Below are 23,323 nucleotides of genomic sequence, written 5' to 3' on the forward strand. Positions count from 1 at the left end.
TTTGATAGTACTTTTAAATAGAATTATAATTCGACAAACATTTACGCTTAAGTATATAGTTTTTAGCTTTCCTTATATAAAAGAAAAACTATCATTCTATGCACTAGAATTTGAGTGTGCTTTAACCACTTTATATCAACAAAAAAGGGCTAACCATTGCTGATTAACCCTTTTAAATACAATAAATTAAGAATCGCTTCTTAGTTCATGCCGTATTTTTTTAATTTCTTACGTAAAGTACCACGGTTGATACCTAACATGTTCGCAGCACGTGTTTGGTTACCACGAGTGTGTTGCATGATGATGTCTAGTAATGGTGCTTCAACTTCACTTAAAACCATTTCATATACTTCAGACGCTTCTTGACCGTCTAACTGAGAGAAGAAGTTTGTTACTGCACGCTTTACTGCGTCACGTAATAGTTGTGGCTTGATAGTACCGTTAGCGGTTTCAATCTTACCTACGGTTAGCTGGTGAACTTCTGTGTTAGTAGTTGTCTGATCAAACATTCTATTCTGCTCTTTATATTAAAAATTTACTAATTCATCAAAGTAACATTCCACTAAGGAATATTGCTGTTCAGCGGTTTCAAGCCGATTGAAGTCAGCACGGAACTGTCGCTGTTCTTCTTGGTTTAGGTACCATCCCATATGCTTTCGGGCAAATCGGACACCTTTGTATTCGCCGTACAATTCGTACAATTTGTTAAGGTGTTCGAGCATGATTTCTCGTTGCTCGCTCGCCTCAACTGGCGGTAATTTTTTACCTGTTTCCAAGTAGTGGTGGATTTCTCTAAAAATCCACGGTCTGCCTTGGGCTCCTCGTCCTACCATCAAAGCATCGGCGCCAGTGTAATCTAAGACAAACTTAGCTTTCTCTGGACTGTCGATATCTCCGTTGGCAACAACAGGGATTGAGACATTTTGTTTTATTGCTTTAATAGTGTCGTATTCGGCAAAACCTTTATACATGCATTGTCTCGTTCTACCGTGAACGGCGAGAGAGGCAATACCACAATCTTCTGCAATGTGGGCAATTTCAACACCGTTACGATGTTCAGGTTGCCAACCTGTGCGGATCTTCAGTGTCACAGGGACATCAACTGCACTAACAACAGCTTGTAAAATCACTTTCACTAGCTGGGGATCTTGCATTAATGCTGAACCTGCGAGCTTTTTATTTACTTTTTTTGCAGGGCAACCCATATTGATATCAATGATATGCGCACCTTGTTCAACGTTGAACCGGGCTGCATTTGCCATTAACTCAGGATCTGCACCTGCGATTTGTACTGAGCGAATACCTTCTTCACCAGAATGCATCATGCGCTGGCGGCTCTTGTCGGTATCCCAAACTTCAGGATTAGACGAAAGCATCTCTGATACGGCTAGACCTGCGCCATAACGTAAGCAGAGATTTCTGAAAGCGCGATCGGTGACACCTGCCATTGGTGCCACGATCAGCTGATTGCTCAGTTGATAAGGGCCAATTTGCATTGAGTTAATCACCTTGCTCGTCAAAGGGGCGCTATATTAGCCCTTTTTGGCTGGCTTGAAAAGGTCAATAAATGACCTAAATAAAACTTTTTTACTTGACTTTTGATCTCAGGCAACGAATTGACACAATTATGCCGATTTAGCTCAAAGAAATGCTATTTTGGCGAGTTAATGCGTGTTACAGCAAGGTAATAGTTGAGATAGACGTGCGTATAACGAATGTAAATTTTATCATTCAGCTATAAATTACACGTCTTTTGCAGGAAATTTATACTATTTACGTGTGCCTGTTAAACGTGTCCAGTCTTCTTTATGAGCCGCTTCATCCATGATGAACCATTGGCTATAAAACTGTGAGATTTCTTCTGCTTGCTCTTGCAATAGACCTGATAAAGCAAGTTTGCCACCAGTTTTCACTTTCTCTGCAATCAGTGGTGCTAACTCGCGAAGTGGGCCCGCAAGAATGTTAGCAACTAAAATATCAGCTTGCAGATTCTCTGGTTGGTTCTCTGGTAAATACAGTGCCAGTTTGTCTGCAACACCATTACGCTCGGCATTGGCAGTCGATGCATCAATGGCTTGATAATCAATATCGACACCAGTGACAGTCTTTGCGCCAAGTTTTAGGGCTGCAATGGCTAAAATGCCTGAACCACAACCAAAGTCGATGACTTCTTTATCTGATAAATCTAAACCGTCTAACCACTCTAAACATAAAGCGGTAGTAGCGTGGGTACCTGTACCGAACGCTAAACCAGGATCAAGAATGACGTTTACTGCTTCTGGCTCAGGAATATCGCGCCAGCTTGGACATATCCATAAGCGTTGACCGAATTTAATTGGGTGGAAGCTGTCCATCCACTCACGAACCCAATCTTTGTCTTCAATTTGCTCGATTTTATGCTTAAAACCTTTACCTAAATAAGGCAGCGTTTCTAAAAAGCTCACCGTTGGGCTTAAATCGGTGCCTGCGTCAAACAAGGCAATGACAATCGTGTCTTGCCATAAAGGTGTTTCACCTAACTTAGGCTCAAAAATCGGGGTGTCTTTACCATCTTCATAGGTTATTGATACTGAACCTTGCTCCATTAAAATGTCACCGAGCGCATCGGCATGGTCGCTGTTAGTACTAATGCGAAGTTGAATCCAAGGCATGGAGTTTTTCCTATGAGAATAATTTAATGGCGTATTGTACCTGCTTGGCGGCTAAAACAGCAGCATTTGATATGGAAATATTGCTTATATGCACTGAAAGGGTTGTTTTAGCACTTTTACTGACTGATTAATCTTTAAGCTATTAATAACCAAGTGAAATCAATGCCTGACGATCCTTGTTTGAATATCACTATAAATTAATGAAAGATAAGTAAAATTTTGAGTTCTTAAATTTGAACAATATGTGATTGTGATCAAGTTCTAAAAGACGATGAATGCAGAGTGAGCTTGATCACGATTTAATTTTCTGAAACGAGGATAAATAAGGATAGCTGATAAGCTGATTTCACCAGAAATATGTCATATAGGCATGGAAACTATGACTGCTTCATCGCAAACTCAAACACAAAAGATTCATGACGTTTCGTCAAAAGGGTATTTGAACCCGATTTGGGCAGCCAGAGCCGATAAATTACAAAGTGCTACCGGATTGCTGTTGGGATTTTTCATCATTATGCACTTGCACTTTGAGTCGAGCATTTTGATCAGTAAAGAGGCCTTCTATCATGTAGGTCACTTTTTAGAAGGCGGGATTTTCAGTGAAACCGGTCATGGTTTCCCTGTGCTAACCAAATTCATCTCAGCATTTATGCTATTAGTCGTTGTTGTTCATGCGGCATTTGCATTAAGACGCTTTCCTGCGCAAATTCAACAATGGCGAGCGCTGCGCAGTCAAATGACGATTATGCCGCATCAAGACACTAAAATTTGGTTTTGGCAGTTAATTACTGGCTTCTTATTATTCTTCCTCGCGCCAGTGCACTTATACGACATGATCACTAACCCTGCTATTGGCCCTCATCTATCAGCTGAGCGTGTTTATCACCAAGATGTATGGATGCTTTACGTATTGCTACTGCCAGCTGTGGTTATTCACGCCATGTTTGGTTTATATCGCGTCGCAGTGAAATGGGGCATTACTACTAAGCGTATGGCTGCATTAAAACTTGCCAAAGTGATGGTGGTTTATTTGATGATTATCGGCATTGCTAGTTTGATGACTTATATCGTTATTGGTCAATCATTAGAGCTACCCGTTACTCCTTTTGTACCGAGTTAAAGGCTTAGAGTTTTAGGTTAATGAGTCATATAAGCCATTAACCTCGTATCGAATTTAAGGAGTACCCGTGAAAATAATTTATACAGACTCATTAGTCGTTGGTGCAGGTCTTGCTGGCTTGCGCGTTGCAATTGCATCAAAAGAACGCGGTTTAGATACCGTAGTGTTATCGCTTATCCCAGCTAAACGCTCTCACTCTGCAGCTGCCCAAGGTGGCATGCAAGCAAGCCTTGGCAATACCGTAAAAGGTATGGGTGATGATGAAGATGTGCATTTCCAAGATACTGTGAAAGGTTCCGACTGGGGCTGCGATCAAGATGTGGCACGCATGTTTGCTCACTGTGCGCCCAAAGCGGTACGCGAATTAGCAAACTGGGGTGTGCCTTGGTCTCGTATTACTGCTGGCGATCGCCAAGTGGTCGTCAATGCTGAAAAAGTCACTATTACTGAAGCTGAAAAAGCCCATGGCTTAATTAATGCTCGTGACTTTGGTGGCACCAAAAAATGGCGTACTTGTTACACCGCAGATGGTACAGGTCACTCTTTATTGTATGCCGTAGATAACAAAGCCATCGAAATGGACATTCCGGTCCATGAACGAATTGAAGCCTTATCGCTAATCCATGACGGCAAACGTTGTCATGGGGTGATTGCACGTTGTCTTGTCACTGGTGAGCTTCGCGCTTACATAGGTAAAGCCACCACAATTGCCACAGGTGGTTATGGCCGTATTTACGAAGTGTCGACCAATGCGATTATTTGCGAAGGAGTTGGCCAAGCATTAGCCCTTGATACGGGTGTCGCCACCTTAGGTAATATGGAAGCAGTGCAATTTCATCCAACAGCCATCGTGCCTGTGGGCATTTTAACCACAGAAGGTTGTCGTGGTGACGGTGGATTGCTACGCGACAAAGATGGTCATCGCTTTATGCCTGACTATGAGCCAGAGAAAAAAGAGCTTGCTTCACGCGATGTAGTGTCGCGCCGCATGACAGAGCATATGCGTAAAGGAAAGGGAGTCGATAGCCCTTACGGACCACACTTATGGCTGGACATTACCTTACTGGGTCGTAAGCACGTTGAAACCAACTTACGTGAAGTAAAAGAGATTTGTGAAAACTTCCTCGGCATCGACCCTGCGAAAGATTGGATCCCAGTTAGACCAACCCAGCATTACTCAATGGGCGGTATCCGCACCAATGCTACCGGTGAAAGTCCGCAATTGGCAGGTTTGTTCAGTGTTGGTGAAGCGGCCTGTTGGGATATGCATGGCTTTAACCGTTTAGGCGGTAACTCACTAGCTGAAACAGTAGTTGGTGGCATGATCATCGGTAAGTATGTGGCCGATTTTTGTGAAAAAAATACCCTTGAAATCAACACTGGCGAAATTGAAACCAGCATGACCAAGATGCAGCAAGAAATTGATGAGTTATTAGTGGGCAAAGGCACTGAAAACGTATTCGATATCAAGCTAGCCATGCAGCGCATTATGATGAGTTACGTCGGTATTTTCCGTAATGGCCCTGAACTTGAAAAAGCCGTTACTGAATTAAAAGACCTCCTTAAACGCAGTAAAAATATCGGCCTTAAATGTAAGAAACGTCATGCCAACCCTGAGCTGGTGGAAGCATTACGTGTACCGCGTATGTTGCGAGTTGCATTAACCGTTGCTTGTGGCGCAAATGCGCGTACAGAAAGCCGTGGTGCACATGCCCGTGAAGATTACCCGCAGCGTAATGACAAAGAGTGGTTAAACCGCACATTATCAACTTGGCCTGATGAAAACGCGTTAGAGCCTGAGTTAAGTTATGAGCAGCTAGATGTAATGAAGATGGAGCTGCCGCCGGGGTACCGTGGTTACGGTAACGATAACGCCGTAGCGCATCCTGATACAGCGACCCGTGAAGCACAAATTGCAGGCATTCTTGCAGAGCTGGGTGATGATGCTGATCGTTTTGAAAAACAAGCGGCCATTATGCCATTTGATTTACCTGAAACATTACGCCCTCGTAATGAAAGATTAAGTGACACGATTGCAGTGTCGGGAGAGAAGTAATGAGCAGCCCACGTACTATCAGTTTTGAAATCTTTCGTTATGATCCACAAGATCCGAACGATAAGCCAAAAATGGTCACTTATGAGATCACCGAAGCGCCAGGTATGACAGTGTTTATTGCATTGAACTTGTTACGTGAGCAGCAAGATCCATCGTTGCAGTTTGATTTTGTGTGTCGTGCAGGTATCTGTGGCAGCTGTGCCATGGTGATTAATGGCAAGCCAACACTGGCATGTCGCACCTTAACCGCTAACTTCCCTGATGGGAAAATCAAGTTAATGCCATTGCCTGGTTTTGAGCTGATTGGTGATTTATCAGTGAATACCGGTAAGTTTATGCGCGAGCTGGCAGAGCGCCTGCAGCTTTGGCTGCAACCCGATGCTAACGATATCGATATTCATCGTTTAGAAACACCAATGGATCCAGCGGAAGCAGCTAAATTATATGAGCTTGAACGCTGCGTTGAATGTGGTGTTTGTGTGTCAGCGTGTGCCACCAAGCAAATGAAAGACACCTTTGTTGGCGCGGTTGGGATGATGAAAATTGCTCGATTTGAAATGGACAGCCGTGATACCCGTAGCGCTGAAGATTTCTATCATGTAATTGGTAATCAAGATGGCGTGTTTGGTTGTATGACTTTATTAGGCTGCCAAGATGCTTGCCCGAAAGACTTACCGCACATGCAGCAAATTGCTTACCTGAGACGTAAAATGGCGCAAACGATTGTGAGCTGTTAAGTCATAGGTAAATATTAAAAAAGCCGCTAAACAGCCGCTCAACATAAAAGTTTAGCGGCTTTTTTATTGATTGGTTTGGCTGTTAACTATTTGATTAATTAACGGTTGGCATATGAAATAAGCTTTGTCTTATTCCTTGGTAGAGATGCGCTATTTTCTTGCTATGGATGCCGATTTCAGCCTATAGAATCATTTTCAGTCCATTCGGGTAATGAAGGTTTGCTCGTCATTCACAAAAGCCACAAAACCGCCGTGATAGATAAACACCCGACCTCGGCCCTCAACTAAACAGGCAAGCTGTGGGTTCAAATCTTCTTCGTTATCCTGACTTTGAAATGTGCCGGTATCAGTGATTACGCCGCTGAATGAAGGCAAATATCCATAACTGCGCTTGGCTTGATCAATCAAGCTCAATTCGCTGGCGCTTGAGAAGTAAGAGGGGATAGCACCTGCTTCTTCGATAAACATCGTTTTCAGTTCTTCAAAAGCTGTAATCACTAGCCAGTCGATGTCGTTAACATGATGGATAAACATTTCTATAAATACCTAGTTTTTCGGTAATTCTGATGGGGAGATTTTATCACTAATTAGGAGAGAACCTAGTAGATATTTAGTTGCTGAAGGTGGTGGTTCAGTAGTTTCATTTCCAAACTCCGTTTGGATTGAATCAAAATCGTGGCGCTTCGCCCACACCCGACGAAAGGGAAACAACAGCATTTCCCTTTTCGATATCCCTTGCCGCTCCGGCGAAGTGTTCTTCCTCATGCTATAGAGCGAATTTGCTATCGCCTCAGATTCGCCGTCCATGGCTCAATCTGAGGCTATGTCGGCGTCCTGCCTCCATCACGCAAATTAGCTCAACGCATTCGGACACTTCCAACGGAGGCTATTGAGCCCGCAGGTTCATTTGTAACTATAATTATTTCCTGAAATTATTCTTAGGCTTGAATGCTCAATTTGAACTTCGTTTGTAGACCGAATAGATCCCTGATCTTTTTAGTTTTTTAAGTTGTCAACAATACAGTCAAATCGAAGAGACAATAATCCCAGTGCAGATGCAGCAGCGAGCTTCCAAAACATGGATGTTTTGGCAGAGCTTACAGGGATGTACTTGCAGCGTCTCGCAGTTGTATCTGCACATAAGCCTGCGGCAGGCAACGGATTAGATTGAAGTGATGGTCTTCGATAATTGAATAAATATAAATGAATTATAGTGTTGGTTCCCGTAACTCACTTATGCCCCAAAATGAGTTACAAGCCTCACAATGTTGCTAGATAATTATTCCCATTTCCCTCAATCATTTCTATGTGATAATCATAAGTGTGTTGAACGTTATTCGTTAGAGGTTTTATGAAAAAACGCTTATGTGAATTATTTCCCGATACCAAGGAAAAACAAGGTCAAGCATTAGCCGATATTTGGGGAGAGGTAGTCGATCAGATATTTCATGAGATGGATAGAATCTCCAAACCGCAAATAACAGAACTTCACATTAACTTACGAGAAGAGATGATTCTCGAATTTGCTAAGTTGAGGCATCACATTGAATCTAAGGTCATTGAAGCACAAACATCAGAACGACTACCAAATGACATTGATTTAGAAGTTGAGAGAGAGCATTGTCTAGGTGACATCGGAAAACAAAAAATCTTGAATACTGGAAAAATTCTAGCGGAAAATGTATGGCTAGAAAAATATCATAACCGTTGGAAGCTAAAAACAAGATCTGCCCTTAAAAAAGAGAATACTCCCCCTGTATCTAAGCCATTAAAGATTAATGAGGTGACATATAATCACTTTATCCCAAAATCATTTATTAAAAGGTATTGGTCAGAGGAAGGGCTAATCAGAAAGAATTCAATATCGAAAGGAACAGTTAATTACAAAGATACTTCATTTGGTACGTGGGGATTTGTTCAAAATCTGTACTCGAATAAGTTGGAGGCATACTTCGGGTTAATTGAAGGAGATGCTGCTATCCCCATACAAAAAGTTTTAAAAGTAGAGCCTCTCAATACACCACAGAAGCTGGCGTTGGTTGGTTTTATAGTTATTCAATACATTAGAAACCCAGTGTTTATCGAGTCACATAATAAAAAGTTAAAACCAATCATAGAGCAACACTATGGTGTGGAAAAAGCTAATGATACTGAGCATGTTCAATTTATTTATGAAAGTATTTTCAACAATCATGAAGTGTATCGAAATCTATCGAAGCCACTATTTGATAACCAATGGGTGCTTGTTCGTTCTCCCCAAAAAGCTATCTTACTACCAGATACGTGCAATATATTCACTAGCGTAAATGGTGAACCTTTAACCGTCGTTCCACTCACGGTATCAGATTGCCTAGTTATATTAGCGCAGAAGGCGGATGAGTACCCTTGGCCATGGTATATCACAGCAACACCTGAACTAGAGCGATGGTTACTTTGTTTTTTAATTGAGCATAGCCGTGCTGAGTTTTTGAGTAGTACAAAGCAAGATATTGCAACTATAGAGACTATCGAGAGTGGTGGTGAAAAAATAATCAGAACAATTCTGAAATTAGGCAAAAGCAGAAGTGTGTCCACAGAAAGAACTAACTTCAGACCTACTGATTTTTAAATCATTTATGTCCAAAAACGAGTTTCTAATTTTACCCATTGAAGACATTACTAGATAACTAAACCAAGGGCGCTAACTTCATTAACTCGGCAATATTTTGCACACCCAGCTTTTCCATTAATTTTGAGCGATGAACCTCGATGGTTCTGACTGCTACGCATAATTCATTCGACATTTGTTTGTTGGTATTACCAGCAATAACCAGTTTGAAGATTTGATTCTCGCGCTCTGACAAGCTATCAATTAAGGCTAAGTTATCCATTTTCCAATGTTGACGTGTGCTGTATTGCAGCCCCTTTTCTATGGATTGGGCTAGCACTTTGCCTTGAACTGGTTTTTGAAAGAAGTCAAACGCACCTTGTTTAAAGGCATCCACCGCCATAGGCACATCACCGTGACCTGTGAGGAAAATAATCGATAGTGGGCTCTTTGCTTCAACCAGTAATTGTTGCACTTCTGGGCCACTGAGGCCTGGCATTCTGGCGTCTAAAATAACGCAACCAGCCTGTGATAAATCAACATTCGCTAAAAAGCGGTCACCAGAATTAAAGCTCTCGATTTGATAACCAAAGCCATCCATTAAAAAGGTGATTGAGTCGATGATGGCATCGTCATCATCCACTAGATAAACAGGCCCCATAGTATTTTGCTGCACAGTAATTCCTTACTCGAAACGAATGCTTAATTGATAAGTATCTCAGTTTGAAACGATAAGCGAACTTATTTTACACAAACCATGAAATGCATCACGTTGCGCCAGAGTGGCTCGTCGTAAGCTTATTATACTTTTCTAATGAAGGTTTATACTGTGCTGCGGATATTATTGCTTCTTATAGCCATCAGTTTTTTATCACCTGTTTATGCTAAGCCACAAGAGCTGTATGTCGGCGTGTTAGCTAATTGGGGCGACCAGCAAGCGATTTCTCGGTGGACACCCATGATGGATTATTTGAATGAGCAGGTGCCAGATACAAACTTTCATGTTTATCCTGGCAATTTTGTGGCACTAAATCAGGCCATGGAAACCGGTAAAATCCAATTTATTATCACCAACCCAGGCCAATACCTTTACCTTTCTAATCAGTTTCCTTTGTCTTGGCTGGCCACTATGCGCTCAAGACGACATAACGGGGCAACATCGGCGATTGGCTCGGCAATTATCGTTAGAGCTGATAGTGATTATCGCACCCTGTATGACTTAAAACAGAAGTCCATTGCTGCCAGCGACCCTCATGCACTAGGCGGATATCAAGCCACAATAGGTTTAATGCATAAACTGGGGATGGACACCAATAACTACTTTAAAGACATTAAATTCCTCGGGTTTCCTCTCGATCCTCTCCTGTATCAAGTGCGTGATGGCAATGTCGATGCGGCAATCACGCCCTTATGTACCTTTGAAGATATGGTGGAACGTGGGCTTATCAAAGAGGATGAGTTTCGCATATTAAACCCTAGCCGCCCTGAAGGTTTTGATTGTCAGTGTAGTACCAAGCTTTACCCTAATTGGTCGTTTGCGGCTAACGAAAGCGTAGATATTGAGCTCAGTAAGCAAATCACTCAAGCACTTATGGATTTACCTTCGGAGCATCCTGCAGCGATACAAGCAAAGCTGAAGGGTTGGACATCGCCAATAAGCCAATTAGCTGTGATTCAATTATTCAGTGAATTACATGTCGAAAACTCGGAAGTGAATCGCTGGGATACCTTACTGCGCTGGCTAAATGACAACCGCCACTGGGGCGGTTTAGCTATATTATTGTTTCTTGTCGCGACTATCTATCACTTGTGGATTGAATACCGCTTTCATCAAAAAAGTGAATCATTAATTGAATCTGAGCGTCAGTTAAAACAGCAAGAACTCGCCTTAGAGAAGCTCCAAAGTGCTGCGATTATCGGTGAGATTGGTGCGGGGCTTGCCCACGAGATAAATCAGCCGATTGCAGCAATAACCAGTTACAGCGAAGGCGCGTTAATGCGGATAGAAAGTCAGCAGCCATTTAATCAACAAAAAGCCACTGAACTACTGACTAAAATTCATCAACAGTCGACCCGAGCCGGGGAAGTGGTACATCGCATCCGTGGACTATTAAAGCGTAAAGAAGCAGTGATGGTGGACGTTAATATTTTAAGTTTAGTGGATGAAAGCGTCTCATTATTAAAACTTGAATTAGCAAGGCATGACATCAGTATCGAAAATAGCACTAAAGGAGAGCCATTTTTTATTACTGCTGACAGGGTGGGTTTGATGCAAGTGCTGATCAATTTGGTCAAAAACAGTATTGATGCAATCAGTGACCCTAACTTAACGCAAGAGGTTAAGCGCAGAAAAATTGTCATCGCAATGGACTTTAAAGAGCATCAAGTTGATGTGTCTATTATTGATAATGGTCCTGGATTACCAGAAACCTCCGATGCCTTAATGGCAACCTTTTACACCACGAAAGAAAATGGTTTAGGGCTAGGGTTAGCGATTTGCAATGAAGTGATTAAAGAGCATGATGGTGTTTTCAGTCTTAAAAATCGTCAAGATGTTCAATCTGGCTGTATTGCAAAAATTAGTCTGAAAAAAAGAGGCTGTGAGCAAAAAGTGATGAGTTAATTTGAGCTTGTTTGATTCCTAGATTACGCAAGTAAGGTTATTGACTTAAGATCGCTCACGTCAGATTATTCACCAAATGTGATGTAAGTAAGATAATGATTTTACGATATTAAAGACTGCCATTTTGGCAGTCTTTTTTATGTTTATTCGAAATGTGTTTGCTCGAAATGTGGTTTACCACAATAGCTAAAAAATAATGGCTGTGTTGGTGGTTTTTTAAACCGTGAACATAGTCACAAACCAAGATACCGTAATATCGAAATGTGGTTTACCACAATATTCAATTGACTCCTCCTGTTTGAGAATGATGAAAACCTTAGAACTACTTAACCGCGATGCAATTCAGTTTATTGGATTGAAAGTACGTCGATTAAGGATCTTGGGAATCGTTGTCAATTGGGAGAAGTACCATGAAACTAGATCGGCGAACCTTTATCAAAGGCGCAGGAGCAGGCACCGCAGGTTGTGCATTGGCTGCGCTGCCAGGCTCGATTGCTGCGTTAGGCAGTGTCACTGTCCAAGGAAGTGAAGAGTCTGTGGCGAGCAGCTGCGAAATGTGCTCTACACGTTGTCCTATTTCTGCCCGTGTCGTTAACGGCAAAAACGTGTCTATCTTAGGTAACAAAAATGCCAAATCATTCGGTGGCGCTGTGTGTGCTCGCGGTGGTGCAGGTCATAGTTTACTTTACGATAAGCAGCGTATTGTTAAGCCGCTTAAACGAGTGGGTGAACGCGGCGAAGGCAAGTGGGCTGAAATTGAGTGGGATGAAGCTTATAGTCTGATTGCTGAAAATCTCAATAAAATTAAAGCTAAGCATGGCGCAGAGTCGGTAGCATTCTCATCAAAATCTGGTTCTCTTGAAGGTCATCTTTTTCATCTTGCTAAAACCTTTGGTAGCCCTAATACCTTTACTCATGCATCAACCTGTCCAGCGGGTTATGTGGTTGCAGCCAAAGCCATATTCGGCGGCAAGATTAAACGCGATTTAAGCAACTCAAAGTACATCATCAACTTCGGCCATAACTTGTATGAAGGCATCAACATGTCTGAAACTCGCGGCATGATGAACGCCCAAATGGAAAAAGGCGCCAAGCTAGTGGTATTTGAACCACGCTTTTCTATCGTGGCAGACAAAGCTGACGAATGGTACGCCATTAAACCCGGTACCGATGTCGCGGTTGCTTTAGCTATGTGTCACACGCTTATTGCTGATGACTTATACGATAAAGACTTTGTAGCGCGTTACGTTGAAGGCTTTGATGAGTTTGCTAAAGAAGTTAAAAACTACACCCCTGAATGGGCTGAAGCCATCAGTGATGTACCTGCTGAAGATATCCGCCGCATTACTCACGAATATGCCGCCGCAGCGCCTCATGCGTTAGTGGATTTCGGTCACCGTGCTTCATTCACCACTGAAGAGTTTGAAATGCGCCGCGCTTTATATGCTGCCAACGTATTAGTGGGCAATATTGAGCGAAAAGGCGGATTGTATTTCGGTAAAAAAGCATCGAAATATAATAAGTTTGCTGGCGAAAGTGTAGCGCCTACGCTGTCTAAACCAGGGGTTAAAAATCTGCCAAAAATTGATGCTAAACGCATTGATATGGTGGATGAACAGTACTCATTGTTATGGTCATCTGGCGGCGTTTATCAAAGCATACTAGACGCGACACTTAATGCTGTTCCTTATCAGCTTCATGGCTGGGTGATGAGCCGTACGAATCCAATGCAAACCATGACAGATAGAGCGCGTATTGTTGAGTCGATGCAGAAACTGGATTTCGTTGTGGCCTGTGATTTATACATCACTGAAAGTGCAGCTTATGCCGATGTGTTCCTTCCTGAATCGACTTACCTTGAACGTGATGAAGAGATCAAAGATAAGTCAGGTAAAAACCCAGCTTACTATGTACGTCAACGCGTGGTCGATACTATTGGTGACACTAAGCCTAGCTGGCAAATTTGGAAAGACGTCGCAGACAAGTTAGGACAAGGCGAGTATTTCCCTTGGGATAACATGCAAACCTTACAAATGTTCCAAGTGAACAAAGACGTTAAATTATTAGACAAGATTAAGCGTGATGGTTGGGTTAGCTACGGTAAACCGTTAATGCTGCGCGAACCAAGCATGGTCAATACCTTTGTGTCTGAATACCCCAATGCTATTACCCCTGATGAAGATGCCACTTATGCCAGTCATATGAGCTTTAAAACGCCGTCAGGAAAAATTGAATTAAGCTCGAGCAAAGTAGAGAAAATGGCACCAGGTCGCGGAGTGATTAAATACCGCGAAGTGAATATGAAAAAAGCCGACGAGCTGTTTTTCATCCAAGGTAAAGTGGCGGTTCACACCAATGGTGCAACCCAAAATGTACCAATGCTTGCCAACTTGATGTCTGATAACGCCCTATGGATCCATCCTATTACCGCAGGGCTAATGGGTATTTCTAGCGGCGATAAAATTCGCATTTATAACGATACAGGTAGTGAAGAGGGTCATGCTCTGGTTACGCCAGGTATTCGTCCTGACACTGTATTTGCTTATATGGGCTGCGGTTCCAAAAACAAAGAGCTTGCACGTGCTACCGGTAAAGGTATTCATTGCGGCAACTTACTTCCTCACGTTACGTCTCCGGTTACAGGTATGAACTTACATACAACCGGCGTCAAAATAGCCAAGATTTAATCGGAGTTCATTATGACTAAACGTTATGTCCTTGTGCACGATGAAAACAAGTGCATTGGCTGCCAAGCGTGTAATGTCGCTTGTCGCAGTGAAAATAATGTCCCTGAGTCGGTGACCCGAATTCAGGTACGAATCGAAGGGCCTTATGGCAATTTTCCAAACCTTCATTTTAAATACAATCGCGTGTCGTGTGAGCAGTGTGAAGACGCACCTTGTGTCAAAGTGTGCCCAACAGGAGCGGCTTACGTTAATGATGATGGCATTGTGTCTATCAATGAAAAGAAATGCGTAGGTTGCCTATATTGTATCGCTGCATGTCCCTACAAAGTGCGCTTTATTAACCCTGAAACTCGTGTACCTGATAAGTGTGATTTCTGTAAAGAAAGCCGCTTAGCCCGTGGGGAAGACCCTGCTTGTGTCGCAGTGTGTCCTACTCAAGCGTTGGCCTTTGGTGATGCCAATGATTTAACTTCAGAAGTGAGCCAATTACTGGACTCCAAGAATCATTACCAACATAAAGTGAACTTAGGCACAAAGCCAAGGGTTTACCGTATTCCTAGCCGTAAAGGAGGGATCAAAGTATGAATAATATCTGGGGCTCAATGGAGCAATACGATCCAGTTGTCTGGAACTGGATAATCGCTGTTTATTTATTTATGGCAGGTCTATCTGCTGGTTCTATGATGGTGGCTATCGGGCTTAAATGGTATAGACAAAGTCGTGGCTTGCCCACTGAAGGCTTACCCGTTATCAAGGCCGCAGCCGTTGTTGGACCGATATCTATTTGTGTCGGTATGGCGCTGTTAATGCTTGATTTGACTAAGCCATTTGAGTTTTACCATATTCTACTGAATTACAACTTTACTTCGGTAATGGCTTGGGGGGTGTTAGCGTTATTGTTTTATATCCCTCTGGTGTTTGTATTTTCCGGTTTGATATTTGAAAAGCAATTACTCAAATATGCCCCTTGGTTATCAGGTGTGGTTAACATTTGTCGTAAACTTGAGAATAGTCTGAACAAACTGATTTTTGTACTGGCTATAGGCGTCGGGATTTACACCGGCTTCTTACTTTCAGCATTGATTAGCTATCCGATTTTGAATACGGCAGTATTACCTGCATTGTTCTTGGCATCAGCATTGTCGGTCGGTTCAGCAGGTAATGTTTTAGTGGCAACTTTGTTTTTCAGTAAGAAAGAATCTGACTGCATTGAACAAGTTCACCGCATTGAATATCCAGTGGCCTTTAACGAAGCCTTATGTTTAGTCTTATTGTTTGTTGGACTTAACTTTTCAGGCCCAGCGGCACAAGCGGCAACAGCGGCGATTACCACAGGTACGTGGGCGAGTGTATTTTGGATAGGGGTTGTTGGCTTAGGCTTAGTGGTACCAGTACTGGCTAGCACAATATCACCTAAGTCATGGCGCCATACTAAAGGCTTCTTGGTCACAGTATCGTGTAGCACTATTCTTGGTGTATTGGCACTTAGACACTTCGTGGTATACGCAGGCCAGAGTTATATCAGCTAGCTTGCTCAAAAAATAGATGAGTTTGATATAAATCAGACGCAATAAAAAAGCCGCTTAACAGTAATGTTAAGCGGCTTTTATTATTTAAAAACAGTCTGAAAGTTTGCGGTGCGATTTTATAGACGTTATTTCATTCATTAAAAATCAATCCACTAAAATCCTTTCACTAAAAATGCTCCATAAAAAATGCCGCTAACTCAATGGAGTTAACGGCATTTTTGAATTTTGTTTTAAAAACCTATTAGCTCTTAGCGCGTTTCATTGCAGTGAAGAACTCATCGTTTGTTTTGGTCATTGCCAATTTATCGATAAGGAATTCCATACCGGTGACTTCATCCATTGGATTAAGGATTTTACGTAAAATCCACATCTTCTGAAGTTCATCTGGCGTGGTAAGTTTTTCTTCACGACGCGTACCTGAGCGGTTGAAATCAATCGCTGGGAAAACACGTTTTTCAGCTGCTTTACGAGAAAGGTGTAACTCTTGGTTACCTGTACCTTTAAATTCTTCGTAAATAACTTCATCCATTTTAGAACCAGTATCAACTAGTGCTGTTGCGATAATAGTTAAGCTGCCGCCGTGTTCGATGTTACGAGCTGCACCGAAGAAACGCTTTGGACGATGAAGTGCGTTAGCATCAACACCACCGGTAAGAACTTTACCTGATGATGGGATTACTGTGTTGTATGCACGTGCTAGACGAGTGATTGAGTCTAATAAAATGACTACGTCTTTTTTGTGCTCAACTAAACGTTTGGCTTTTTCGATAACCATTTCTGCCACTTGAACGTGACGTGATGCTGGCTCATCGAAAGTAGAAGCAATAACTTCACCTTTAACCATGCGCTGCATTTCGGTTACTTCTTCAGGACGTTCGTCGATTAGCAATACCATTAACACCACTTCTGGGTTGTTATGGGTAATGCTTTGCGCCATGTTTTGCAGTAGTAATGTTTTACCTGCTTTTGGCGGAGCAACGATCAAACCACGTTGACCTTTACCAATCGGAGAACATAAATCAAGAATACGTGAAGTGATGTCTTCAGTAGAACCGTTACCACGTTCCATACGCAGACGATCTTCAGCATGCAGTGGGGTAAGGTTTTCGAATAAGATTTTAGAACGAGAATTTTCAGGCTTGTCGAAGTTAACTTCGTTGACTTTTAGCAGAGCAAAATAGCGTTCACCGTCTTTTGGTGGGCGGATTTTACCAAAAATGGTATCACCGGTACGCATATTGAAGCGTCTGATCTGGCTTGGTGAGACATAAATGTCATCTGGGCCAGCTAAATAAGAACCATCTGAACTTCTTAAAAATCCGAATCCATCTTGGAGGATTTCTAATACGCCGCCACCAAAGATATCTTCACCGCTTTTGGCGTGGGCTTTCAGAATGGAGAAAATGATGTCCTGCTTGCGAGCACGGGCCATATTTTCTAATTTCATGCTTTCTGCTAGTGAAACTAGGTCTGATATAGACGTGTCTTTTAATTCAGTTAAATTCATGTTGGGGGTCTTGTATTACGCGACGATGCTTACCGCAATCAATCATAGGGTATAACAATATTGAAATGTGTGATTGATAAGCGAGTAGGAGTTTAGTTGGAAAATCTGCTGAATAAATTAGCACTATATAGACTGCACGTCCAGAATTTTAGCGAAATAACGGCACAAATTGTTCACATATTGTGCCGATAATCACTATTCAAGCTTAAAATGCGCAGCTTTACCGTATGGAGTGTCGGTTGAGTTAACTAAATATTGTTAGTTTATAAACAATATCGAGCTAACTGTGTTAGCTCCATATGAATAAAATTCAACTTTAAACCGATAAGCTGTGATTTTAATGAGAGGCTTGATTAAGCTTGTGCGTCAATGAACTCTTTTAATTGAGTCTTTGAAAGTGCACCTACTTTAGTAGCAACTAACTCGCCGCCTTTGAACATTAATAATGTAGGAATGCCACGTACGCCGTACTTAGCTGGTGATACATTATTTTGGTCAACGTTAAGTTTAGCTACAGTAATCTTACCTGCGTACTCTTCAGCTACGTCGTCTAAGATTGGGGCAATCATTTTACAAGGACCACACCATTCAGCCCAGAAGTCTACCAATACAGGCAATTCTGAGTTAATGACGTCATTTTCGAAGCTGTCATCGCTTAGGTATACAATTTTATCGCTCATGTAAATCTCCAGATTTGGCACCATTGCTAGTTTATTAATGGCTTACCATGTATATTGGGGCGGTTAAATAGTTTTCAAGTAAACGTGTGGGCTATTTCAAACGATTGAGTCTTTTTTTGCAACACTTAACGAGTATGCTTGAGCTATGAGCGAAACACATTTATCTACCCAAAAGTTTGCTGACTTCCCTTTGAAACCAGAGGTAATTCAGGCTTTAAACGAAAATGGCTTTGAATTTTGTACGCCAATTCAGGCGTTATCTCTCCCCATTTTATTACAACAAAAAGATATTGCAGGTCAGGCACAAACAGGTACTGGCAAGACAATGGCTTTTTTAGTGGCTACCTTTAACCACCTTTTATCTGTTGCCGTACCAGAAGGGCGACAAATCAATCAGCCACGTTCAATTATCATGGCGCCGACTCGCGAATTAGCGATTCAGATTGCAAAAGATGCCAAATTACTAGAAAAACATACAGGCCTTAAAGTCGGTATCGTTTATGGCGGTGAAAGTTACGATGTACAGCGTCAAGTGCTTGATGCTGGTGTTGATATCTTAATTGGTACAACAGGCCGTATTATCGATTACGTTCGTCAAGGTGTGATCAGTCTGAACTCAATTCAGGCGGTAGTACTTGATGAAGCAGATCGCATGTTTGATTTAGGTTTCATTAAAGACATTCGTTTCTTATTCAGACGTATGCCTGATGCTAAGTCACGTTTAAACATGCTTTATTCGGCAACCTTGTCGATGAAGGTGCAAGAGCTTGCTTACGATCATATGAATGATCCTGTAAAAGTCGAAATTGCCCCTGAGCAGAAAACGTCTAAGAACATTAAAGAAGAAATCTTCTATCCATCAACAGAAGATAAAATGCGTCTGTTGTTGACCTTACTAGAAGAAGATTGGCCTGAAAAAGCCATTATTTTCTCAAATACCAAACACAGCTGTGAAAAGGTATGGTCATGGTTAGAAGGTGATGGTCATCGTGTTGGTTTACTGACGGGCGATGTGCCGCAAAAGAAACGTATTCGTATTCTTGAGCAATTCACATCTGGCCAACTTGATTTGTTAGTGGCGACAGATGTTGCTGCACGTGGCTTGCATATTTCTGATGTATCTCATGTATATAACTATGATTTACCAGATGACTGTGAAGATTACGTTCACCGTATTGGCCGTACTGGCCGTGCTGGTCAAAAAGGTGTGTCGGTTAGCTTTGCATGTGAAGAATATGCATTGAACTTACCTGCAATTGAAACCTATATTCATCACTCAATTCCAGTGACGAATTATGACCGTGAAGCGTTACTTGAAGATTTACCGCCTCCAGTGCGTATTCATCGTAAACACCCAACGACTCGTGGTCGTGATGGTGCTAATCGTAACGGTGCACACCGCAGCGGTGGTCGTCCACCACAAAGGAATCGCAGACACTCGTAAATGACTGGTTCAGCTACATTACCTTGTTACGCCGCGATAACGCTTGGCTCAAATAGCTTTAATATGTTGGTTGCCCAAACATTGGATGGCCAACCAACGATTATTGCTAAATATAAGCAAAAAGTGCGTTTGGCTGAAGGTATTGGCGAGGATAATCGCTTAGCTGAAGATGTCTTGCAACGAGGTTTAGATTGCTTGCAGATGTTTGCTGATATGCTTGATAAGCATCAAGTATCTCAGCAATACGTCGCTGTTTTAGCAACAGCAACCCTACGCGTTATTTCTAATGCGGATGAATTTCATCAACGTGCTTTACCCATCTTAGGTCATCCTATTGAGGTGATTAGCGGCCTGCGTGAAGCAGAGCTGATTTACCAAGGCATGGCAGCAACCACCCAAGGTAATGGTCAGCGGCTGGTGATTGATATTGGCGGCGCGAGTACCGAGTTTATTATTGGTAATGGCAATGAAGTGCTATTTAAAACCAGTTTAGATTTTGGCTGCGTGCGCTTTAATCAGCAATTTTTCAATCAAGTCCCTTATCAAAATCATCACTTCAAACAAGCTAAAGCAGCTGTTTCAAATGCATTACTTCCCCATACTGAATTATTGAGAGAACTTGGCTGGCAAGGGGTTGTGGGCGCTTCAGGTGCAGTACAATCCGTTGTGTCTGTGCTAAATCATCGCGAACTCTCTGAAATCATCACTTTGAAAGTACTGTATCGTTTTCGCGATGAAGTATTAGTGCAAAAAAATGAGAGCTTACATCATATTCAGGGATTATCTGAAGAAAAAGCGCCAACGTTTGCATCAGGCATTGCCATTTTAATAGCCTTGTTTGAGCTATTGGATATTGAGTCGCTCAACTTATCAGGTGGGGCACTTCGTGAAGGGGTACTGCAAATGCTGGCGGACAGAGTGGTTGCAGGTGAGCTAGGCAGTTAGCTGTTAGCAGTTAAGATTGAAACAAGATAAATAAAAACGGGAGACTCATATGAGTCTCCCGTTTTTTATGTCGCTTTATTACCGCTAAGACATGAATTACTTAACGATGTTCAGTAAATCTTGCTCTAGTGTCACTTCAGGACTTTCTACGATACGACCAATTTCTTTACCGTCTTGTTCTACGATGAAGGTAGGAATACGGCTGAATTCATAGTTAGCTGCTAACCCTTCTGGATCAAGCTTGCTGCGATCAACACCAATGTAGGTGACGGTGATGTTTGGGTTGGCAACTTCTTCAATCAAGCGCATGAAACGAGGCGTTTCACGATGACAGTCTGGACACCAAGTACCAATAATAACCACAACATTTGTTGGGGTGGTCACAGCTTTAAGCGCTGTAATTGTAGCCGCATCTGCTTGGTAGTTTTCATACTCGTCTGCATAGCCAGGTAAATCTTGTTCTAATGCTGAAATTTCAACAATGCCAGTGATAATCACTTCTTGTTTCTCCTCGCTACATGTTGCCATGAAGCCTGATTGCTCTTCGTCAAATGCACAGCCGCTATTTGCTATGGCTGTAGTTGTAACCAAATGGCTACCAAAAAATAGAGCGGTTGTGGCTAGTAATGTTTTAACGGTTTTATGCATGATAAAGCCTCATGAATGAAGAATACAATAATTCAATCATTTCGGCGTAAGTTAGTGAAGTCGAATATGCTCGACGTGTTAGCTAGATCACTCAGATGGGCAATAATTCAAAGATAACTTTGAACTCGCCCATTATTCCTAAAATCACTCATATTTAGATAATGATGAGTAAGATTTTATATTCATATCATATGCCAGTAGCAGGTTTTAGCTTAGGTTTGGCAGCTTTTTCGGTGGAGAAAATATGCCATGCTTTTTCAATTCCAGACTCTTGCCACTTTGCTACCGCCACTAAGCGATGTTCACGACCTCTAATTGATGCAGGGATCATATTTGATTCGAAATACACTTGTGATGTGATTTGATCCTCACTGATCCCTTGGGCAACGATTAATCGAGTAATTTCCGCAGCTCGTTTTTTAGCTAGTTCGTGGTTATAAGCATCACTTCCTTCAGGGCTAGTATCACCAATCAGGTAAATTTTAGCATCAGTGTAGTGTTTAACTGCATTAACCATTTTAGCCAATCGGTCTGATTCATAGGTGGTTAAGGTATGTTTATCAAATTCAAACATCACGACGCGGCTGGCTTTTTTATCAACTGTGGTTGAGCTTTCGCAGCCATCATTGTTAATCACAGAGCCATCAGGGGTGGTCAGACAGAGATCGCGTGCGGTGATGACACCATCAGTATCGATATCGGTTAAATCACGACTTTGCTGCTCAACAAGAGCAGGGCGAGGAGTTTCGATGCAAGCGCTAAGTGTCATGGTCAGTAAACACAGTGGCAGTATATTAATGACTTTCATATTACTTCTCCTCTTGCCATTGGGTAGGGGTATCGACTCTAAAGGATTCGATCAACTGGCCTGTGGCGTTGATTAATCGGTATGAAGCAACGTGGTAATTATAATAAGCACTGAGGTAGTTTTTACGTGCAAGGTACACCTCTACTTTTGCATCTAATACATCGAGTAAAGAGCGACGTCCTAGTTCAAATTGACGTTGATAGCCTTGTTCAGCTTGAACAGCTTGGTCAACGTTGACTTGATAAAACTTACGTTGTTGACCGACAAACTCATAGGCGTTCCAAGCGAGTCGTGTGCCTTCGATGACTTGTTTCTCTGTTTGCTGACGAATCGATTTTGCTTGTTGAACTTGCCAAGCTGCGGCTTCTGCTCGGTCATTAGTGGAACCGCCATTGTAGAGATCATAGCTGAGCATTAACATTGCGCGGGCATCTTCATCAGGGCCTTCGATACCACCTATATTGTCATTTTTATTGGCTTGTAACTCGATAGATAGCTTAGGCCAGTAGTCACTTTTTTCACGCTCATATTGAGACGTTGCGGCTTGAGTGTCGTTAATCGCGGCATCAATTTCTGGATGATTTTTAACGGCCTGTTCTAGCGCGAGTTTTAATGAGGTTGGTACATAAGTAAAGTCCGGTTTTGCGTCATGTAAATCAACCGGTAATTGACCGACAAGATCATAATATTGCGCTTGTAAATCCATTTGTTGATTTCGAGCTGCAAGATAACCTGATTGGCTGGTCGCGACTCGGGCTTTTACTTGAGCGACATCAGATTCGCTACTTAAGCCTTTATTCTGGCGTAGAATAATATCCTTGAGGATATCTTTATGCTCTTGAATATGTCGCTCTGCGAGACCAACAATACGGTTAGATTCCATCAGGTTTAAATAAACGGTGGCAACCTCTAAGGAGAGGTTTTCAGCTTCTGAAATTAACCCAAAACGTTCAGCTTCTTGCTCAAACTCAAGACGATCAATTTCAGAGGTTGTTCTAAACCCATCAAATAGTAGCTGTGATACTTTTACGCCAAGTTCGGTGCGGTTTAAATCAGTATCAACTCGCTGGCCACTGTTATAGCGAACCTCTTCATAGCCGACCCCTCCATAGAGTTTCACTTGGGGTAAGTAGTCGCCTACCGCTGCTTTTTTGTATCTAACAGCCGCTTCAAAACTGGCGTACTTTTGCTGTAATCTAGGGTGGTGATTTATCGCTTCTGCAACCGATTGCTCCAACGTCAGCGACTGGGCTTGAGTTGATATCACTAAAGCAGAAATGAATAGCAGTTTTTGCATAGTA

The 23,323-nt window shown here is 42.2% G+C and carries 21 protein-coding genes; 11 read left to right on the forward strand and 10 right to left on the reverse strand.

Going from position 1 to position 23,323, the window contains the following annotated elements; all coding sequences use genetic code 11:
- Positions 1 to 200 precede the first annotated feature (200 nt).
- From fis to prmA, 3 genes are all read right to left on the reverse strand, one after another.
- Positions 201 to 509: a DNA-binding transcriptional regulator Fis gene (gene fis, locus L2735_RS16750; RefSeq protein WP_055023591.1), complete on the reverse strand. Its 309-nt coding sequence runs from the start codon at positions 507 to 509 to the stop codon at positions 201 to 203.
- 18 nt (positions 510 to 527) lie between these two features.
- Entirely contained in the window at positions 528 to 1,496 is a 969-nt protein-coding gene (dusB, locus tag L2735_RS16755; RefSeq protein ID WP_248985793.1) for a tRNA dihydrouridine synthase DusB, read from the reverse strand.
- Between the two features lie 273 nt (positions 1,497 to 1,769).
- Positions 1,770 to 2,651 (reverse strand): 50S ribosomal protein L11 methyltransferase, encoded by an 882-nt coding sequence (gene prmA, locus L2735_RS16760; protein WP_248985794.1) that lies wholly within the window; start codon positions 2,649 to 2,651, stop codon positions 1,770 to 1,772.
- Positions 2,652 to 3,030: 379 nt separating this feature from the next.
- Between prmA and L2735_RS16765 the strand changes: the two genes are divergently transcribed.
- The 3 genes from L2735_RS16765 to L2735_RS16775 all read left to right on the forward strand — a co-directional run bounded on the left by L2735_RS16765 (position 3,031) and on the right by L2735_RS16775 (position 6,564).
- Complete coding sequence (locus tag L2735_RS16765) at positions 3,031 to 3,771, forward strand: fumarate reductase cytochrome b subunit (RefSeq protein ID WP_248985795.1); 741 nt, start codon at positions 3,031 to 3,033, stop codon at positions 3,769 to 3,771.
- Positions 3,772 to 3,838: 67 nt separating this feature from the next.
- Positions 3,839 to 5,827, forward strand: coding sequence for a fumarate reductase flavoprotein subunit (locus L2735_RS16770; protein ID WP_248985796.1), 1,989 nt, complete (start codon positions 3,839 to 3,841; stop codon positions 5,825 to 5,827).
- Positions 5,827 to 6,564 (forward strand): fumarate reductase iron-sulfur subunit, encoded by a 738-nt coding sequence (locus tag L2735_RS16775; RefSeq protein ID WP_248985797.1) that lies wholly within the window; start codon positions 5,827 to 5,829, stop codon positions 6,562 to 6,564. Before L2735_RS16770 ends, L2735_RS16775 begins: the two co-directional genes overlap by 1 nt.
- A gap of 195 nt (positions 6,565 to 6,759) precedes the next feature.
- Here L2735_RS16775 and L2735_RS16780 read toward each other — a convergent pair whose 3' ends face one another.
- Positions 6,760 to 7,098 (reverse strand): cytosolic protein, encoded by a 339-nt coding sequence (locus tag L2735_RS16780; protein WP_248985798.1) that lies wholly within the window; start codon positions 7,096 to 7,098, stop codon positions 6,760 to 6,762.
- 475 nt (positions 7,099 to 7,573) lie between these two features.
- Between L2735_RS16780 and L2735_RS16785 the strand changes: the two genes are divergently transcribed.
- Complete coding sequence (locus L2735_RS16785) at positions 7,574 to 7,735, forward strand: hypothetical protein (protein WP_248985799.1); 162 nt, start codon at positions 7,574 to 7,576, stop codon at positions 7,733 to 7,735.
- A 180-nt stretch (positions 7,736 to 7,915) separates the two neighbouring features.
- The gene (locus tag L2735_RS16790) at positions 7,916 to 9,172 is read left to right on the forward strand and encodes a DUF4238 domain-containing protein (RefSeq protein ID WP_248985800.1); all 1,257 of its coding nucleotides are present in this window, start codon (positions 7,916 to 7,918) and stop codon (positions 9,170 to 9,172) included.
- Positions 9,173 to 9,230: 58 nt separating this feature from the next.
- Here the strand turns inward: L2735_RS16790 and L2735_RS16795 are convergent, their stop codons facing one another.
- Complete coding sequence (locus tag L2735_RS16795; RefSeq protein WP_248985816.1) at positions 9,231 to 9,812, reverse strand: response regulator transcription factor; 582 nt, start codon at positions 9,810 to 9,812, stop codon at positions 9,231 to 9,233.
- Positions 9,813 to 9,965: 153 nt separating this feature from the next.
- On the opposite strand from L2735_RS16795, the gene L2735_RS16800 reads away from it, so the two are divergent.
- The 4 genes from L2735_RS16800 (at position 9,966) to nrfD (ending at position 15,990) form a co-directional block, all read left to right on the forward strand.
- Entirely contained in the window at positions 9,966 to 11,774 is a 1,809-nt protein-coding gene (locus L2735_RS16800; RefSeq protein ID WP_428848327.1) for a sensor histidine kinase, read from the forward strand.
- Between the two features lie 410 nt (positions 11,775 to 12,184).
- Complete coding sequence (gene phsA, locus L2735_RS16805; RefSeq protein WP_248985802.1) at positions 12,185 to 14,461, forward strand: thiosulfate reductase PhsA; 2,277 nt, start codon at positions 12,185 to 12,187, stop codon at positions 14,459 to 14,461.
- Positions 14,462 to 14,473: 12 nt separating this feature from the next.
- Positions 14,474 to 15,046, forward strand: a complete 573-nt coding sequence (locus L2735_RS16810) for a 4Fe-4S dicluster domain-containing protein (RefSeq protein WP_248985803.1) — start codon at positions 14,474 to 14,476, stop codon at positions 15,044 to 15,046.
- Complete coding sequence (gene nrfD, locus L2735_RS16815; RefSeq protein ID WP_248985804.1) at positions 15,043 to 15,990, forward strand: NrfD/PsrC family molybdoenzyme membrane anchor subunit; 948 nt, start codon at positions 15,043 to 15,045, stop codon at positions 15,988 to 15,990. Before L2735_RS16810 ends, nrfD begins: the two co-directional genes overlap by 4 nt.
- 241 nt (positions 15,991 to 16,231) lie before the next feature.
- Here the strand turns inward: nrfD and rho are convergent, their stop codons facing one another.
- Together rho and trxA are read right to left on the reverse strand one after the other, a co-directional pair.
- Positions 16,232 to 17,497, reverse strand: a complete 1,266-nt coding sequence (rho, locus tag L2735_RS16820; RefSeq protein WP_248985805.1) for a transcription termination factor Rho — start codon at positions 17,495 to 17,497, stop codon at positions 16,232 to 16,234.
- A gap of 353 nt (positions 17,498 to 17,850) precedes the next feature.
- Positions 17,851 to 18,177 (reverse strand): thioredoxin TrxA, encoded by a 327-nt coding sequence (gene trxA / locus L2735_RS16825; protein WP_102529367.1) that lies wholly within the window; start codon positions 18,175 to 18,177, stop codon positions 17,851 to 17,853.
- A gap of 145 nt (positions 18,178 to 18,322) precedes the next feature.
- Between trxA and rhlB the strand changes: the two genes are divergently transcribed.
- Positions 18,323 to 19,621: an ATP-dependent RNA helicase RhlB gene (rhlB, locus tag L2735_RS16830; protein WP_248985806.1), complete on the forward strand. Its 1,299-nt coding sequence runs from the start codon at positions 18,323 to 18,325 to the stop codon at positions 19,619 to 19,621.
- Positions 19,622 to 20,566 carry a Ppx/GppA phosphatase family protein gene (locus L2735_RS16835; protein WP_248985807.1) on the forward strand — a complete coding sequence of 315 codons (945 nt, stop codon included), beginning with the start codon at positions 19,622 to 19,624 and terminating at the stop codon, positions 20,564 to 20,566.
- 96 nt (positions 20,567 to 20,662) lie between these two features.
- Here L2735_RS16835 and L2735_RS16840 read toward each other — a convergent pair whose 3' ends face one another.
- The 3 genes from L2735_RS16840 to L2735_RS16850 all read right to left on the reverse strand — a co-directional run bounded on the left by L2735_RS16840 (position 20,663) and on the right by L2735_RS16850 (position 23,319).
- Positions 20,663 to 21,214, reverse strand: coding sequence for a thioredoxin family protein (locus tag L2735_RS16840; protein WP_248985808.1), 552 nt, complete (start codon positions 21,212 to 21,214; stop codon positions 20,663 to 20,665).
- A gap of 187 nt (positions 21,215 to 21,401) precedes the next feature.
- The gene (locus tag L2735_RS16845; RefSeq protein WP_248985809.1) at positions 21,402 to 22,022 is read right to left on the reverse strand and encodes an OmpA family protein; all 621 of its coding nucleotides are present in this window, start codon (positions 22,020 to 22,022) and stop codon (positions 21,402 to 21,404) included.
- A gap of 1 nt (position 22,023) precedes the next feature.
- On the reverse strand, positions 22,024 to 23,319 hold the full coding sequence (locus L2735_RS16850; RefSeq protein ID WP_248985810.1) for a TolC family outer membrane protein: 1,296 nt from the start codon (positions 23,317 to 23,319) through the stop codon (positions 22,024 to 22,026).
- Positions 23,320 to 23,323 lie beyond the last annotated feature (4 nt).

The sequence above is a fragment of the Shewanella olleyana genome, from assembly GCF_023283825.1.
Classification (GTDB): Bacteria; Pseudomonadota; Gammaproteobacteria; order Enterobacterales; family Shewanellaceae; genus Shewanella; species Shewanella olleyana.